15 protein-coding genes are annotated in these 16,527 nt (G+C 70.9%); 10 read left to right on the top strand and 5 right to left on the bottom strand.

Annotated features, from left to right (window positions below; all coding sequences use genetic code 11):
- The first annotated feature begins 96 nt into the window (after nt 1-96).
- Both larA and ElP_RS06175 read left to right on the top strand, forming a co-directional pair.
- Nucleotides 97-1,371 carry a nickel-dependent lactate racemase gene (gene larA, locus ElP_RS06180; RefSeq protein ID WP_145267790.1) on the top strand — a complete coding sequence of 425 codons (1,275 nt, stop codon included), beginning with the start codon at nt 97-99 and terminating at the stop codon, nt 1,369-1,371.
- Nucleotides 1,372-1,398: 27 nt separating this feature from the next.
- Entirely contained in the window at nt 1,399-1,899 is a 501-nt protein-coding gene (locus ElP_RS06175; protein WP_145267789.1) for a DUF1569 domain-containing protein, read from the top strand.
- Nucleotides 1,900-1,936: 37 nt separating this feature from the next.
- Here ElP_RS06175 and ElP_RS06170 read toward each other — a convergent pair whose 3' ends face one another.
- Nucleotides 1,937-2,281, bottom strand: a complete 345-nt coding sequence (locus ElP_RS06170; protein ID WP_145267788.1) for a VOC family protein — start codon at nt 2,279-2,281, stop codon at nt 1,937-1,939.
- 129 nt (nt 2,282-2,410) lie between these two features.
- Between ElP_RS06170 and lysS the strand changes: the two genes are divergently transcribed.
- The 8 genes from lysS (at nt 2,411) to ElP_RS06130 (ending at nt 10,561) form a co-directional block, all read left to right on the top strand.
- Nucleotides 2,411-3,925, top strand: coding sequence for a lysine--tRNA ligase (gene lysS / locus ElP_RS06165; RefSeq protein ID WP_145267787.1), 1,515 nt, complete (start codon nt 2,411-2,413; stop codon nt 3,923-3,925).
- A gap of 63 nt (nt 3,926-3,988) precedes the next feature.
- The gene (locus ElP_RS06160; protein WP_145267786.1) at nt 3,989-4,453 is read left to right on the top strand and encodes a hypothetical protein; all 465 of its coding nucleotides are present in this window, start codon (nt 3,989-3,991) and stop codon (nt 4,451-4,453) included.
- A gap of 32 nt (nt 4,454-4,485) precedes the next feature.
- Nucleotides 4,486-5,892: an ABC transporter permease gene (locus tag ElP_RS06155; protein WP_145267785.1), complete on the top strand. Its 1,407-nt coding sequence runs from the start codon at nt 4,486-4,488 to the stop codon at nt 5,890-5,892.
- A gap of 191 nt (nt 5,893-6,083) precedes the next feature.
- Nucleotides 6,084-6,794: an ABC transporter ATP-binding protein gene (locus ElP_RS06150; RefSeq protein ID WP_145267784.1), complete on the top strand. Its 711-nt coding sequence runs from the start codon at nt 6,084-6,086 to the stop codon at nt 6,792-6,794.
- Nucleotides 6,795-7,058: 264 nt separating this feature from the next.
- Nucleotides 7,059-7,928 carry a branched-chain-amino-acid transaminase gene (gene ilvE / locus ElP_RS06145; protein WP_145267783.1) on the top strand — a complete coding sequence of 290 codons (870 nt, stop codon included), beginning with the start codon at nt 7,059-7,061 and terminating at the stop codon, nt 7,926-7,928.
- Between the two features lie 179 nt (nt 7,929-8,107).
- Nucleotides 8,108-8,566: a universal stress protein gene (locus ElP_RS06140; protein ID WP_145267782.1), complete on the top strand. Its 459-nt coding sequence runs from the start codon at nt 8,108-8,110 to the stop codon at nt 8,564-8,566.
- 274 nt (nt 8,567-8,840) lie between these two features.
- The gene (locus tag ElP_RS06135; protein WP_197446751.1) at nt 8,841-10,019 is read left to right on the top strand and encodes a pyridoxal phosphate-dependent aminotransferase; all 1,179 of its coding nucleotides are present in this window, start codon (nt 8,841-8,843) and stop codon (nt 10,017-10,019) included.
- The gene (locus ElP_RS06130; protein ID WP_145267780.1) at nt 10,016-10,561 is read left to right on the top strand and encodes an NUDIX hydrolase; all 546 of its coding nucleotides are present in this window, start codon (nt 10,016-10,018) and stop codon (nt 10,559-10,561) included. Before ElP_RS06135 ends, ElP_RS06130 begins: the two co-directional genes overlap by 4 nt.
- 119 nt (nt 10,562-10,680) lie before the next feature.
- Here ElP_RS06130 and ElP_RS06125 read toward each other — a convergent pair whose 3' ends face one another.
- The 4 genes from ElP_RS06125 to ElP_RS06110 form a co-directional block, all read right to left on the bottom strand.
- Nucleotides 10,681-11,655: a hypothetical protein gene (locus ElP_RS06125; RefSeq protein WP_145267779.1), complete on the bottom strand. Its 975-nt coding sequence runs from the start codon at nt 11,653-11,655 to the stop codon at nt 10,681-10,683.
- Nucleotides 11,652-12,233, bottom strand: a complete 582-nt coding sequence (locus ElP_RS06120) for an RNA polymerase sigma factor (protein ID WP_231749509.1) — start codon at nt 12,231-12,233, stop codon at nt 11,652-11,654. Before ElP_RS06120 ends, ElP_RS06125 begins: the two co-directional genes overlap by 4 nt.
- 254 nt (nt 12,234-12,487) lie before the next feature.
- Nucleotides 12,488-13,957: a DUF1501 domain-containing protein gene (locus ElP_RS06115; RefSeq protein ID WP_145267777.1), complete on the bottom strand. Its 1,470-nt coding sequence runs from the start codon at nt 13,955-13,957 to the stop codon at nt 12,488-12,490.
- A gap of 86 nt (nt 13,958-14,043) precedes the next feature.
- On the bottom strand, nt 14,044-16,437 hold the full coding sequence (locus tag ElP_RS06110) for a DUF1549 and DUF1553 domain-containing protein (protein WP_197446750.1): 2,394 nt from the start codon (nt 16,435-16,437) through the stop codon (nt 14,044-14,046).
- Nucleotides 16,438-16,527: the final 90 nt, after the last annotated feature.

Genomic DNA, 16,527 nt, shown 5'->3' with positions numbered 1-16,527 from the left:
GGTTATGATGGATGGCCCGGTCGCCCGGCCGATCGCCCTCGGGCGGGCCGGGCGACCATGCCCCACCGACCGATCGACCGACCGGAGGCGAATACGATGCGCGTGACCCTCGACTACGGCCGCACCGGCCTCGAGGTCGAGCTGCCCGACGACCGGGTCATCGGCCCCCTGGAGATCCGGGACGTCGCCCCGCTGGACGACCCCGACGCCGCCGTCGTCGCCGGCCTGGAGGCCCCGATCGGTTCCCCCCCCCTCCGGGAGATCGCCCGGGGCCGGAAGACCGCCTGCATCCTCATCTGCGACATCACCCGACCGGTCCCCAACGAGACGATCCTCCGCCCCACGCTCGAGGTGCTCCACGAGGCCGGGATCGCCCGCGAGGACGTCCTGATCCTCGTCGCCACCGGCCTGCACCGCCCGAGCACCCAGGCCGAACGCGTCGAGATGCTCGGCGAGCGGATCGCCCGCGAGTATCGGGTCGAGGACCACCGCGGGACCGTCCTCGAGGAGCACACCTTCCTCGGCACCACCCCCAGGGGGGTCCCCGCCTGGATCGACTCGCGCTACGTCGACGCCGATTTGAAGATCGCCACCGGCCTGATCGAGCCCCACCTGATGGCGGGCTACTCGGGCGGCCGGAAGCTCATCTGCCCCGGCATCGCCGCGATCGAGACGGTGAAAATCTGGCACGGACCCGGCTTCCTGGAACACCCCAAGGCCGACTGCGGCTTCCTCGAAGGCAACCCCGTCCACGAGGAGAACACGAGGATCGCCCGGATGGCCGGGTGCGACTTCATCGTCAACGTCACCCTCGACAAGCAGCGCCGGATCACCTCGGTCGTCGCGGGGGACATGGAGCAGGCGTTCCTCGAAGGGGTACGTTTCATCGAGCACGTCGTCAAGTCCCCGGTCCGGGAGGCGGTCGACGTGGTCGTCACCAGCTCGGCCGGCTACCCGCTGGACACCACCTTCTACCAGGCCGTGAAGGGGATGACCGGCTGCCTGCCGATCGTCAAGCAGGGGGGCACGATCATCATCGCCGCCGGCCTGAGCGAGGGCATCGGCAGCCCCGAGTTCCAAAGCCTCTTCCGCGAGAATCCCTCGCTGGAGGTCTTCATGGAACGCATCCTCGGGAAGGATTATTTCGTCCTCGACCAGTGGCAACTCGAGGAACTGGCCAAGGTCCGCCGCAAGGCCCGCGTCAAGGTCGTCTCCGACGGCCTCCCCGCCGACACCCTCTCCGGCCTTTTCGTCGAGCCCGCAGATACGGTCGAGTCCGCCCTGGCCGCCTCGCTCGCCGAATACGGCCCCGACGCCCGGGTCGCCGTCATCCCGAAGGGACCTTACGTCCTGCCGACCATCGAAGGCTGATCCGATCACTCGAGGGGGGTGTCGCCCATGGGGCGCCGATCGCTCGACTTCCGTGACGCCGACGCCGTCATCGCCGAGATCCGCCGCCTCCAGGGAGGCGGCTACACCATGCTCGGCAAGTGGACCCTGACCCAGATGTGCGAGCACCTCACCTCCACGTTCCGGGTCGGCCTCGACGGCGTCGACCGCCGCCTGCCGTGGCTCTTCCGCAAGCTCGTCGGAGAGCCGATGGCCCGCCACGTCACCCGGACCCGCCGGATGATCTCCGGCGTCCCCGCCCCCCGGGAGGTCGTGCCGACCGCCCCGGGAGGGCCGGACGACCCCGCCCTGATCGACGCCTGCATCGCCACGATCGAGCGGGCCCGGGACGCGACCTCCCTGCCCCGCCCGCACCCGATGGCGGATCTGACCGTCGCGCAGTGGAAGGAGCTGAACTGGGTCCATTGCGCCCACCACCTGGGCTTCCTCGTCCCCCGGGACGGCCTCGCCGCCCCGGCCGGTGCCGCCGCCACGGGCCAGTCCGCCTGATGCCGGGGCATCTCGGATCCGGCAACCCGGTGTCGCGTCAGCGGTTTGCCCAGGCGAACAGGGTGATCGGCGTCCCGTCCGGGTCGGACAGGCGCACTTCGCGGTAATGCTCCTCGGCGTTGTGGGCCACCTCGGTGACCTCGACGCCGAGCACCCGCAACCGGTCGCGCTCCGCGCCGACGTCGTCGACGCGGAACACCAGACGACAGCCCCGGATCGGTTCTCCTCGCGTGAGCGCGATTCGCCCGCCACCGGTCGCCTCGACGAGGACGAATCCCTTGAGGTCGTCCCGATGCGTCACCCGGAGGCCGAGCGTCCGGGAATACCATCGTGCGGCCCGATCCGGGTCCGCGACGTGGATCTCGGTCATGAACAGCGTCATCGGGGCGGCCCCCGGGCCGACTCGCTCCGCCCCGCCATTCCGGTTGACGTTGACCGTCCCGGCAGGATGGCTAAAATTCGCTCCATCTTACGTTGACGCCGATCGCCCCGCCGCACCGAAGGTCCGAGGATGCCCGAGGAGAAGCCCGACGACCTGGAATCCGTCCGAGCCGAGAAGCTCCGGCGCATCGAGGCCCTGGGGATCGACCCCTGGGGCCATCGGTTCGACGACCACGCGTCGATCGCCTCCGTCCGCTCCCGGGAGCCCGAGGCCGCCCAGCCCGGCGCCGAGATCCCCGGCCCCCGGGTCCGGGTCGCCGGCCGGGTCATGCTCCGACGCGTCCAGGGGAACGTCCATTTCCTGGAACTCCGGGACTGGACCGGCCGCATCCAGGTCTTCGTCGGCAAGAAGCAGGTCGGCCCCGAGGCCTGGGCGCTCGCGAAGGAGTTGGATCTCTCCGACCTGCTCGGCATCGACGGCACGCTCGGCTTCACGAAGACCGGCGAGCTGACCGTCTTCGCCGAGTCGCTCACCTTCCTCGGCAAGAGCCTGCTCCCGCCCCCCGAGAAGTGGCACGGCCTGACCGACGTCGAGGCGCGCAGCCGGATGCGCTACCTCGACCTGTTCAGCAACCCCGAGAGCCTCCAGACCTTCCTCGGCCGCTCGAAGATCGTCTCGGCGATCCGTCGCACGCTCGAATCCCGGGGCTTCGTCGAGATCGAGGGACCCACGATGCAGTCGATCGCCGGGGGCGCCGCCGCCCGGCCGTTCACGACGCATCACAACGCGCTCGACATCGACCTGTACCTGCGGATCGCCCTCGAGCTGCACCTGAAGCGCCTGCTCGTGGGCGGCATGGAGCGCGTCTTCGAGCTGGGACGCGTCTACCGCAACGAGGGGATCAGCCGCAAGCACAACCCCGAGTTCACGATGATGGAGGCCTATCAGGCCTACGGCGACTACCACAGCATGATGGACCTGACCGAGGCCATCCTCTGCGGCGCCATCGACGCCGTCGACGGGAATTACGCCCGCACCATCCACGTCGGCTCCGAGGGGGAGATCGCCCCCGTCACCGTCGACTTCACCCCCCCCTGGCCTCGCAGGACGTATCACGAGCTGGTCCGGGAACACGCCGGGGTCGACCCGACCGACCCCGTCGCCGTGAAGGCGAAGGCCGAGTCCCTCGGCCTCCAGACCGCCGGCAAGGACCCGGTCGTCATCCTCGGGGAACTGTTCGAGGAGTCCGTCGAGGACAGGCTCACCGGCCCGGTCTTCGTGATCGACTACCCCGCCCCGCTCTGCCCGCTGACCAAGCGGAAGGCCGGTCACCCCGAGGTCGCCGAGCGGTTCGAGTTGTTCGTGCTCGGCATGGAGCTGGCCAACGCCTACACCGAGCTGAACGACCCGAACCTCCAGGAGCAACTCTTCCGGCAGCAGCTCGCCGGGCTGCCCGAGGACGAGTCGATGGCCAAGATGGACGACGACTTCATCAAGGCCCTGAAGCACGCCATGCCCCCCGCCGGAGGCCTCGGCATCGGCATCGACCGCCTCTGCATGCTCCTGCTCGACCGGCCGAGCATCCGGGACGTGATCCTCTTCCCGCTGCTCCGACCCCAGGGCCAGGGAAGCGGGGGCGGATAAGCGTCCAATTCCAGGCACCGGCGAGCGTCGATTCGAGTCGATTCACCGGGCACGGAGGTCCCCATGTCTCTCCGAGTGATCCGTCGGTCTCTGGTTTGGATGGTCGTCCTCGCCGCCCCGGTCGCGACGAATTCGACCACCCTGGCCCGTTCATCCGAGGCCGTTCAAGAGGACAGCCGGGTAGCCAACTCGGTTCGCCTCGGCCGGATCGGCGTGACCATGTTGTTTGGCGGGATCAGCGGCAATCTCATCGAGCGAGACGGAAGCACCCTGCCCCCACCGCCGCCCTCGGCCGACACGATGATCGCGGGCGGATCCCCGTCGGTGAGGTTCCACAGCCTCGATCTCATGCGCAGCCGTAGCTTCTCGGGGTTCTCCTATCCCTCACCGGCCGTCGATGGGTACACGATTCCCACGGGCAACGGACCCGCTCCTGGTCAATACTACGTCGACAGGGTCGTTCGAGTTGAGCAGGTAGAAAACGAAGCGCAGATAATCGCCCCGCCGATCGAAGGTCCTCGTCCCTGAATCGACCGCCAGGCGTATGGAGACGCCCGATCATGTACAAGTATCTGCTCTGCTGGCGCTATTTGCGCACCCGATACATCGCGCTGGCGAGCATCATCAGCGTCATGCTCGGCGTGGCGACGATGATCGTGGTCAACTCGGTCATGGCCGGGTTCTCGACGATGATGCAGGAGCGGCTGCACGGCACGCTCTCCGACATCATCGTCGAGTCGTTCAGCCTCAACGGCTTCGACAACCCCGACGAGGTCATGGCGGCGATCGAGGAGGCCGTCGGCGACGACGTCGAGGCCCTCGCCCCGTCGCTCCAGCTCTTCGGCTACGCGATGATCCCGGTCGGCGGCGGAGAGCACTTGACCAGGGAGGTCCAGATCATCGGCGTCCGTCCCCAGGACCGGGCCCGGGTCAGCGAGTTCGCCGAGTACCTCTACCACCAGCCTCGGGAGGGTCAGGACCAGCCAGCCCCGGCCGAGCCGACCTTCCACGTCCCCGACGAGCACCGGCTGAACACCTACCTCGGCCAGGTCTACCAGGAGACCGAGGCCGACAACCCGTTCAAGGACATCCTCGAGCAGGACCTGGAGAACCTCGTCCCCGCCGACGGCATGATCCTCGGCTTCGCCCTGGGCACCGTCCACCGCCCCGAGACGGGGGAGGACATGTACATCGCCCCCGAGGGATCGAAGGTCATCCTCCACTTCCCCTCCGCCGGGAAGACGCCCGAGGCAAAGACGGGCGAGTTCACCGTCGTCAGCTACTTCAAGAGCGGGATGAGCGAGTACGACTCGATGCAGGTCTTCGTCCCCATCGAGCGGCTCCAGTTCCTCCGGGGCCAGGACGGCTTCGTCAACCAGATCCAGGTGAAGGCCCGCCCCGGCGCCGACCTGGAGCAGGTCGCCCAGGCCATCCGGGTGAAGCTGGAGCAGAAGTGGCCGACCCGGTTCCTGACCTCCACCTGGGAACAGAAGCAGGGCCCGCTGTTGGCGGCGGTGCAGGTGGAGCAGAACATCCTGAACATCCTGCTCTTCTTCATCATCGCCGTGGCCGGGTTCGGCATCCTCGGCATCTTCTCGATGATCGTGGTGGAGAAGACCAAGGACATCGGCATCCTCAAGGCGCTGGGGGCCTCCGACTCCGGCATCCGGGGCATCTTCCTCGCCTACGGGCTCACGCTGGGGATGGTCGGCAGCCTCGTCGGCATGACCGGCGGGCTGCTGTTCGTCAAGTACATCAACGAGATCGAGGACGGCCTGAGCGTCATCACCGGCCGGGAGGTCTTCGACGACTCGATCTACTATTTCCCCGAGATCCCGACCCTGGTCGAGCCGATGACCGTCGCCTGGATCGTCGGCGGGACGCTGCTGATCGCCGTCGCCGCCAGCGTCTGGCCGGCGCAGCGGGCGGCGAGGATGCACCCGGTCAGGGCCTTGCGTTACGAGTAGCCGGGATGGGAGGGGATCCCTCGCAGGACGCAAGCCGCAGAGGAATCGGGGGGACCGCGACCCTTCCCCCCTGCTCCGAGGCTCGCGTGATCGGCCCGGCCCTCGGGACCGCCAGTGCTCCCCGCTCCGTCCTACTCCTCTCCCCCGCGACTCCGAGTGAAATCCCTTCCACCTACCCACCGGAGGCCCCGATGGACCCCCACCTCTCGACCTTCGGCCTGTCCAAGACCTACCGCAAGGGCCGGGAGCCGGTCCCCGTGCTCGACGGGGTCGACCTTGAGGTCGAGCACGGAGAGCTGCTCGCCGTCGTCGGCGCCAGCGGGTCGGGCAAGAGCACTCTGCTGCACCTGATCGGCCTGATCGACGCCGCCGAGTCGGGTGAGATCCTCCTCGACGGCCGCCGGATCGACCAGCTCACCGGCCGGCGCCGGGACGCCCTCCGCAACGGCACCTTCGGCTTCATCTTCCAGTTCTACCACCTGCTCCCCGAGCTCTCGGCGCTGGAGAACGTGACCCTCCCGCTGGCGATCCGGTACGGGCCCCTCCCCTACCTATCGAAGCGTCGGGCGATCAAGCGGGAGGCCGAGGCCCTGCTCGACCGCGTCGGCCTGGGCCACCGCCTGGCCCATACCTCGGCGGAGCTGTCCGGCGGGGAGATGCAGCGGGTGGCGATCGCCCGGGCCCTGGCCGCCGGTCCCTCGGTCCTCCTGGCCGACGAGCCGACCGGCAACCTCGACGCCGGCACCGGCCGGGACGTGCTGGAACTCCTGCGGGACTTGAACCGGGAACGGGGACTCACTATGATCCTCGTCACCCACGACCTGGCGATCGCCGGCAAGGCCGACCGGGTCGTCCGCCTCGCCGAGGGCCGGCTGGAAGAGTGGTCGCCCGTCCTCGCCTGAGGCGTCGACCCCCACCGGCCCCCGATCGTCACCCCCGAAGGCAGGTTCCCGGTCCCGGGGTGGGATCCGGGGATCTGCCTTCTGGGATCTGGCGACGCGTCCCCGGGTTCGGGAACCTGGGATCGGAGGGGTGGCGGGGACGGGGCGAGGCGCCCCGGAGCCGGACGCACCTCCCGACGCGAACCCCGAAGACGCCCCCCGGGTCGGTCCCCCATGCCGACCGAGCCCGACACGCCACTGGCCGACCGCCGAGGAGCCCCCGCCATGAGCCTGAAGGTCTGGATCAACGGCACGCTCTTCGACAAGGCCGAGGCCCGGGTCAGCGTCTACGACCACGGCCTGCTCTACGGCGACGGGGTCTTCGAGGGCCTCCGCTCCTATGGCGGCAAGGTCTTCCGCCTGGAGGACCACATCCACCGGCTCTACGCCTCGGCCCGGTCGATCCACCTGGAAATCCCGATGGCCCGGGACGAGCTGGGCGAGGCCGTCGTCTCCACCCTGAAGGTCAACAACCTGGCCGACGGCTACATCCGACTGGTCGTCACCCGGGGGGCCGGCAGCCTCGGCCTCGACCCCCGGAAGACGTCCGACCCCCAGGTCATCATCATCACCGACTCCATCTCCCTCTACCCCGCCGAACTGTACGAGCACGGCCTGAAGATCGTCACGGCGGGCACCATCCGCAACCACCCGGCCGCCCTCAATCCCCGGGTCAAGTCGCTCAACTACCTGAACAACATCCTCGCCAAGATCGAGGGGACCAACGCCGGCTGCCTGGAAGCCCTGATGCTCAACCATCAGGGCCACGTCGCCGAGTGCACCGGGGACAACATCTTCGTGGTCATGCACGGCGTGGTCCACACGCCCTCGGTCGACTCCGGCATCCTCGAAGGCATCACCCGCCAGGCCGTCATCGACCTCGCCCGGGACACCGGCCTGACCGTCGTCGAGCGGACCATGGACCGGCACGACGTCTACACCGCCGACGAGTGCTTCCTCACCGGCACCGCCGCCGAGGTCATCCCCGTCATCGAATGCGACGCCCGCCCCATCGGCGACGGCCGGCCCGGTCCCGTCACCAAGGACCTCCACCACAGGTTCCACTCCCTGGTGCGCGGGGAGCCCCTCGCCTGAGGCCCGACGGCCGGCGGCGCGAGGCCGTCGGGGTCCGCCTCGGGCCGGGCGGCTCCCCGCCCCCCCACCGTGTAGGGCCTTGACCGCATCGCGCCCCCACCCCATCCTGAATGCCAGGCCCCGCCGAGGTGATTGGCGACCCCGACGAGTCCGATCTCCCCCCCTCGCCCGGTCGTCCCATGCTCCAGATCGACCGCATCCTCGCCCCGACCGATTTCAGCAAGCACTCCGAGGCCGCGGTCCGCACCGCTTGCGAGCTGGCCGACCGCCTCGGCGCCGAGCTGCACCTCGTGCACGTCCTCTCCGACGTGGTCGTGCCCGCGGGGCCCGATCCCATGCTCATCTCCAGCATGCCCCCGGAGTACTACCGGGAGGTCGAGGCGCAGGCCCGACGGACCCTCGAGACGCTCTGCCCGGCCGACTGGCCCCGCCCCCGCCGGGTCGTCGCCGAGGCCCGCTGGGGGGACGCCGTCGACGAGATCCACGCCTATGCCGCCGAGCAGGCCGTCGACCTGATCGTCATCGCCACCCACGGCCGGACCGGCCTGGCCCACGTCCTGCTCGGCTCGGTCGCCGAGCGGATCGTCCGAGAGGCCCCCTGCCCCGTCCTGACGATCCGGGACAAGAAGGCCCGATGACGCCCCCACCGGCCGGCCGCCGAGGGGCAACACGCGCCCGTCCCGGTTCCCGGTCTCGGTGTTATGGCGGCGATCGCCGGAATGCCCCGGCGAGCCGCCGAGTCCCGTCGCCATTGTCGGCGAATCCGCCGTCCCGGGAGGGAATCCCGGCCCCCTCGATCGCGTTCGTCGGCGTCGCCTCCGCCCGTCGAGGAGACGCCCGGGGGAGGGTCGAGGGGGATCGGACCCTCCGGGACGTGACATCGACCCCAGGTCCGACTCGCCGAGGATCCCCGTGAGACTCGCCCCCGCCGCCTCGATCGCACCGTCCCTGATCCGGGCGATCGCCGCCCTGGCCGACCGGCACCCCGGCACCCTCCGCCTCTTCTACGGCGAGGACACCCTCCCCACGCCCGACTTCATCAAGGAGGCCGCCAAGCGCGCCCTCGACGCCGATCGGACTTACTACACCCCCAACCCCGGCTATCCCGAACTGCGGGAGGCGATCGCCTCCCAGGTCGGCCGCCTGCACGACCGTGCGGTCGATCCGGACGAGGTCGTCGTCACCGCCAGCGGCATGATGGCGATCCACCTGGCGGTCGAGGCCACGGTGGGCCCCGGGGACTCGGCGCTGGTCGTCACGCCCCTCTGGCCGAACTTCGTCGGCTCGATCCGGGTGGCGGGCGCGGAGCCGATCGAGGTGCCGCTCTCCCTCGGGGACGACGCTTTCCAACTGGACCTCGACCGCCTCGAGGCCGCCGTCCGCCCCGACACCCGCCTGCTCGCCCTCGCCAGCCCCGGCAACCCGACCGGCTGGACCGCCTCGCCCGACGACTGGCGGGCCCTCGTCGCCTTCTGCGAGCGGCACGACCTCTGGCTGCTCGCCGACGGCGTCTACGAACGGATCGTCTTCGACCGCGACCCCGCCGTCGCCCCGAGCCCGCTGGCGATCCCCGGCGCCGGGTCCAGGACGATCGTCGCCCAGAGCTTCTCCAAGGCCTACCGGATGACCGGCTGGCGGGTCGGCTACGCGGTCGCCCCGCCGGAGGTCGCCCGCACGATGGCCTCCCTCCAGGAATATGCCGTCAGCCACGCCTTCGGCGTCGCCCAGGAGGCGGCCCGGGCGGCGATCCGGGACGGCGAGCCGTTCATCGCGGAGGCCCTCGGGCGATATCGCCGACACCGGGATCTCGCCGCCGATCGGCTCGCCCGGATCGAGGGCGTCCGCGTGCCGATCCCGACCGGTGCCTTCTACGCCTTCCCCCGGCTGGAGGGGCTGGCCGATTCGGTCGGCTTCTGCGAGGCGCTGGTCCGGGAGCGTCGGGTCGGCCTGGCGCCGGGCTCGGCCTTCGGCGCCGGGGGGGAGGGGCACGTCCGCATCTGCTTCGCCGTCGACGAGGCCACGCTGCTCGAGGCGCTCGACCGTTTCGAGGCCGGCTGGCGTTCCACCCGGGACCGAGGGATCTCCCGATGAACCGACACGCCCCCGGCCAGGACGACCGGATCGTCTACCGAGGTCGCAAGATCGACCTGGCCCTCCGCCCCGTCACCCTCGCCGACGGCTCGACCACGGAGCGGGAGGTCGTCCTCCACCGAGGTGCGGTCGCGCTGCTGCCCCTGCTCGACGGCGACCGCGTCTGCCTGATCCGCAACCGGCGCCACGCGATCCACAAGAGCTTGCTGGAGATCCCCGCCGGCACGATCGACCCGGGGGAGCCCCCCGACGCCTGCGCCCACCGGGAACTCCGGGAGGAGACCGGCTACGTCGCCGGCCGGATCGCCCTGCTGACCGAGTGGTGGGTCTCCCCAGGCCTGTTCACCGAGCGGATGTACCTGTTCCGCTGCGACGACCTCCGACCCGGCAAGGCTCGCCTCGAGCCCGACGAGGAGATCGAGCCGGTCGAGGTCCCCTGGGACCACGCCGTCTCCATGGCCCTCGACGGCCGGATCGAGGACGCCAAGTCGATGCTGGCGATCCTCTACTGGGACCGCGTCCGTCGGGTCGCCTCGACCTGAACCCGTCCCGGACCTCGGGGACGCCGAAGCCCGAGGCGGGGGGGGCGCCTCGGGCTTCGGCGATCGATCGGCGACCCGTCCCCCGCACGTCGGAGGCGGCGGGCGCGGTGCGGCGGAACTCAGTCCCGGAACCGGAAGACGCAAGGGGTCAGGACGGCGTCCACCTTGTGCACCCCGGGGCCGATCCGCTTGTGCTCGTTGAGGAACAGGTCGGTGTCAAGCTTGCTGATCCACCGGGAACGTCGCCAGGAGACCCGGCCGTCGGTGAACAGGACGTTCTGGCCGGCCCCCGAGTGGTTCGGGCTGTTGCCGGAGAGGATGACGCCCCCGAGCCGGCCGTCGTCGGCCGACTGATCCAGGCGGAAGGGGGGCTGGTCGGCCACCAGGGGCATGTGGCCAGGGGTGCCCAGGCCCCCGGGGATGGCCCGGCCTTCGCCCTGCCGGGTGCCGTGGTGGTAGGCGTAATCGACACGGATGTCGTCCCGGCAGGTCCCCGGCCAGCGCCGCTCCCGGCCCATCAGCTCGTCCCAGCCGAGCATGCGGTCCCGGGCCTCCTCGAGGCCGTCACAGGGGCAGTCCAGGATCGCCCGGTCCCGCAGCAGGCCGGCCTCCCCCAGCTGGACGAACGCGGCCCCGACGTAGCTGGCGGGGCACGACGGGTCGACGTGGGGATAGGTCTCGAACGTCGAGGCGTACTGGTTCAACGCCAGCCCGACCTGGCGGAGGTTGTCGACGCAGGTGAGCTGGCCCGCCTGGCGGCTCTGGTCCCGGACGGCCGGCACCAGCGACATCAGGCCGATGAGCATCACGGCCGCCGCCACCCCCACGTCGGCCCAGCGATATCGGGGGCGATTGGGGGCGAATTCGAGGATCCTCGGCTCCTCGGCATGCCGGGCGATCCGGTCGAATGTCCGATCCGCCAGCCCCGGGGGGGGCTCCGGCTCGTCGGAGTCCAGCAGCAGGTCGAGGGCGCGATGGAGGCGATCGCGGCGGGAGGCGAGGGCGGGATCGGCGGCCGAGGCCCGATCGAGCAGCTCGATCTGCTCGGGGCCGAGCTGGCCGAAGGCCTCGTCGAAGAGGGCGGAGTCGTTCATGGGACCGAGCCGTTTTCTTCGGGTCCGGCCGCCCGGGCCATCTCGGCGAGCTTGGCCACGGCGGCGTGCAGGCGGGATTTGACCGTGCCGACCGGGATCTTCAGGATCTCGGCGATCTCGCGATACTTCAGGTCCTGGTAGTAGGCCAGGATCAGGGTCTGCCGCAGGCCCTCGGGGAGCCGGGCAATCCCCTCCCGCACCCACTCCCGACGCTCCTCCACCTGCATCTCGGCCAGGGGGCCGGGCTCGTCTCCCGTCAGCAGGTCGATCAGGGCGCCGGGTTCGCTGTCCGACCCGTCGATCCGCTGGTCGAGGCTCACCGTCGGGTGACGGCCCACCTTCCGCAGCGCATCGACGGCCTGGTGCGTCGCGATCGCGTAGAGCCACGGGCGCAGGGGCCGCCCGTCCTCGTAGAGCCCGCGTTTCAGGTGCAGTTGCAGGAATGTGTTCTGGAACACGTCGTCGGCCAGCGCCCGATCGCCCACGTACCGGGCGAGATACCGGTACAGCTCGCGCTCGTAGCGCCGGACCAACGCGTTGAAGTCCTCCGTCCGGGCCTGCTCCCGATACCGACTCATGAGCTGCTCGTCCGATTGCTCGGCGAGCTCGTCGGCGGCGGTCGCGGGTCCTGAAGCCTTCACCATGGTTACGCCGATTCCCGGCGGGGGGTTCGCTCCCGCCTCCCGAAAGGGGTCCGAACGACGACCGCCGTCACCCCGGGGGGCCGGGGCGACGGCGAAGATCGCCCCATTCTCCCGGGGGCGGGAGGACACCGTCAAGTCGGCCGACCGGGCCGCCCCGGCCGGTCCGCCCGCCGTCTCCGCTCCCCGGTTCACGCCAGCAGGCCCGAGAGCACCCGGCCCCCCACGTCCGTCAGCCGCTCGTCCCGGCCGCCGTGCAGGTAGGTCAACCCCATGTGCTCCAGGCCCATCAGGTGGAGGATCGTCGCGTGCAGGTCGTTGATGTGCGCCGGTTCCTCGACCGCATCCAGGCCGATCTCGTCGGTCGAGCCGAGGACCGTGCCCCCCTTCACCCCGCCCCCGGCCATCCACATCGAGAAGCCGGTCGCGTTGTGGTCCCGGCCCCGGCTCCCCCCCTGGCTGACCGGGGTCCGGCCGAACTCGCCCCCCCAGATGACCAGCGTCTCGTCGAGCATCCCCCGTCGCCTCAGGTCCGTCAGCAGCGCGGCAACCGGCTTGTCGGTCAGCCCGCACATCTTCTCGTGGTTCTCGTTCACGTCGTCGTGGGCGTCCCACTGCATCGCCACCGGGCCGCCCCCGGAGTACACCTGCACGAACCGGACCCCGCGCTCGACCAGCCTCCGGGCCAGCAGGCATCGAGTCCCGTAGTCCTCGGTCCTCGGGTCGTCCAGGCCATAGAGCCGTCTCGTCTCCTCGGTCTCGGCCGAGAGGTCGACCGCTTCGGGCGCCTCGGCCTGCATCCGGAAGGCCAGCTCGTACGAGGCGATCCGGGCGGAGAGCTCGGTGTCCTCGGGGTCAGTCCCCTCCCGGTTCATGTCCCGGAGCAGGTCGAGCGTCCGCCGCTGCTGCCCCCGGGAGAACTCCCCGGTGGCCGGCTCCAGGTCGAGGATCGGCGACGGGCCGGGGCGGAAGAGCGTCCCCTGGTAGGCCGCCGGCAGGAACCCGGCCCCCCAGCACGGGGCCCCCCCCTCGGGGGTCCCTTCGGGTTGGGACATGACGACGTAGGCCGGCAGGTTCTCGTTCTCGGTGCCGAGCCCGTAGGAGACCCAGCTCCCCAGGCTCGGGTAACCCATGAACACCCGACCGCAGTTCATCTGGTAGTGCGCCGGGGCGTGGATCACGCTGTCGACCCGGCACGACCGGATCATCGCGATCTCGTCGGCCAGGGGGTGCATGTGCGGGACGAGATCCGACATGTCCATGCCCGACTCGCCATACTTCCCCCAGCGCCGACTGCTGCCCAGGCAGATCGGGTCGGATTCGAGGAACTGGCTGTGGATCTTGCCGAAGCTCGGCGGCAAGGGCCGGCCGTGCAGGCGGTCTAATTCCGGCTTCGGGTCGTACAGGTCCAGGTGGCTCGGCCCGCCGACCATGAACAGGAAGATGCACCGCTTCGCCTTCGGGGTGAAGTGTGGGGGGCGTTCCGCCAGGGGGTTGGCCCCCCCCCTCGTGCCGTCCGACGCCCCCGCCCCCCGACGCAGCAGGTCCGACAGTGCGAGCATCCCGAAGCCCGCCCCGGTCGTCCGCAGGAAGTCCCGTCGGCCGACCGGGGCCGAGGGGAGGGAGGCGGGGCCGGGGCATCGGCGAGTCGGACGGAACATGGGCGTTCGCCTCTCGGGGGAATACGGGGCGGATTGGGCGTTTCGTCTCGTCACGGCCGCCCCCCGGGAGGGAGGGCCGGAGACGCTCAGGGGACGTAGACGAACTCATTCCGATTCAGCATCGCCAACGCGAAGTCGACCCAGGCCGCCGCCCGGGCCGGGTCGATCCCCTCCGGCCCCGGGACCGGACTCGCCAGGGGGGGATCGCCCGCGGCTCGACTTCGGAGCAGCTCCGCCTGGCCCTCCAGGAACGCGATCGCCCGCCCGGACTCCTCCCCGGTCGGCCCCCGGGCGAGCACCAGGCGATAGGCGCGGTCGACTCGGTCGGCGTCGCCCCCCGGGACCTCCTCGAACAACCGCCCGGCGAGCGCCTTGGCCCGGTCGATCGCGAACCGGCTATTGAGCAGGATGAGCGACTGGAGCGGGTGGGTGCTCACGTCCCGGACGGCGCAGGAGGTCTGCGTGTCCGGGGCGTCGAAGGCGTCGAACAGCGGGACTCGGACGTTCCGCTTCCGGTGGAGATAGAGCGATCGGCGGAGGTGCTGCGAGGGGTCCGGGTCCTCGGGCCAGAGGTCCACCTCCTCGGCCTCGGTGAAGATCAGCTCCTCGACCTCCGGCGGGATCGGCGCCCGGACGCCGGGGCCCCCCATCTGGGGATTCAGCTCACCGGTGACCGCGAGCAGGGCGTCCCGGAGCGATTCCGCCTCCAGCCTCCTGCGGTCGACCCGGGAGACGAGCAGGTTGTCCGGGTCGTCCCCGGCCTGGCGCCGGGCCCGGTCGACGAGCCGGGAGAGTTCCCCCGGCTCGTCGACGACCGACCGCCTCGGGTCGGACGCCTGGCGGTAGGTGCTCGACGAGACGATCAGCCGGTGGATCGGCTTGAGTCGCCAGCCCCCGGCGACCAGCTCCGAGGCGAGCCAGTCGAGCAACCCGGGGTGGCTCGGCAACTCCCCCCGGACCCCGAAGTCGCTCGGCGAGGCGACGATCCCCCGGCCCAGGTGGTGCTGCCAGAGCCGGTTGACGATCACCCGGGCGGTCAGGGGATTGTCGGCTCGGGTCATCCAGCGGGCCAGGGCGACCCGACGCCCGGTCCGGCCGCCGACCGGCCCGATCGAGGCCGGCTCGAACGCCTCCGCCCCCATGTTCGCCAGCACGACCCCGAGCGGCCTCGGCCCCACCTCGGGGCCGACCAGTTGCGGGTCCCCTCGCCGGTAGACGAAAGTCGCCGGGACCTCCGGCTCCCCTTCCCCCGGCTCGGCCAGCCCCATCGCCCGGGCGGGTGGCGGCGGGAGGGTCCGCTCGACCTCGAAGATCGCCCGCTTCAGCCGCTCGCGATCGGCCTGGGCGTCGGGATCCGCGGCCACCGCCTCGGCCACCTCCTCCCAGGAGATCGCCAGCGCCTTCTCGGCCCCCTCGGCCAGTTTCCGCTGGATCGGCGTCCGGTCCCCCTCCGGCATGGCGAGCACCACCCGCTCGTCCTCGGAGAGCCCGGCCTCCTTCTCGGCCCTGAGTGCGGCCCGGTAGGGAGCTTCGAGTGCCGCCAGCTCCTCCCTGAGCGACGCGGTCCGCTCGGCGACCCGGGCCTTCGCCTCGTCGAAGTCCGCCTGTTCCCGTTCGGTGTGGATGGGGAGTTCCACCATCTCGGCGGCCTCGAAGAAGGCCTGGAGCCGGTAGTAGTCGGTCGTCGGGATGGCGTCGAACTTGTGGTCGTGGCAGCGGGCGCAGCCGATCGTCAGGCCGAGGAAGACCGAGCCGACGGTCCCGGTCACCCCCGTCAGCTCCGACTGCCGGCGGACCTTCGGGTCGATGTTCCCGCCCACCACCTCCCTCGGCCCGCACCGGCCGAACCCGGTCGCGACGAGCGCCCGGGGGTCCCCCGGCCTCGCCTCGTCCCCGGCGAGCTGGAGCGTCAGGAACTCGTCATACGGCAGGTCGTCATTGATGGCCCCGACGACCCAGTCCCGGTATCGCCAGGCGTCGGGACGGTCGGCGTCCAGCTCGAAGCCGTTGGAGTCCGCGTAGTGGGCCAGGTCCAGCCAGTGCTGCGCCCATCGTTCGCCGAAGGAGGGCCGCCCCAGCAGGCCGTCGATCAGCCGATCGTAGGCGTCCGGCCGATGGTCTCCGAGGAAGGCGGCGACCTCCCCCGGGGTCGGCGGAAGGCCGGTCAGGTCGAACGTGAGGCGGCGGATCAGGCTGACCCGGTCCGCCTCCGGCCCGGGCTCGAAATCTAACGCCTCCATCTCGGCGAGGATGAACCGGTCGATCGGGTTGCGGATCCATGCCGGATCGTCGACCTCCGGGGGATCCGGCCGGTCGATCGGCCGGTAGGCCCAGTGGCCCCGCTGGTCGTCGTCGAACGCCTCGACGGGAGCCAACTCGCCCCCGCCCTCCCCGGACCAGGCCGCCGGCCCGATCAAGGCCCCCAGGAACAACGCGAACGCGACTCGAACCGTTCGCCAGGGTCGGCGATCGTGGCGCATGGGGCCACCTCCGGGGCGGGACGGGCGGGGACGGGACGGGACGGGGTCGGGGGGAGGGGCTCGACCCGGGCGGATCAAACATCGGTCGGA

The sequence above is a fragment of the Tautonia plasticadhaerens genome, assembly GCF_007752535.1.
GTDB classification, from domain to species: Bacteria; Planctomycetota; Planctomycetia; order Isosphaerales; family Isosphaeraceae; genus Tautonia; species Tautonia plasticadhaerens.
The sequence above is the reverse complement of the archived record's forward strand: the minus strand, read 5'-3'. Positions and strand labels throughout refer to the sequence as shown.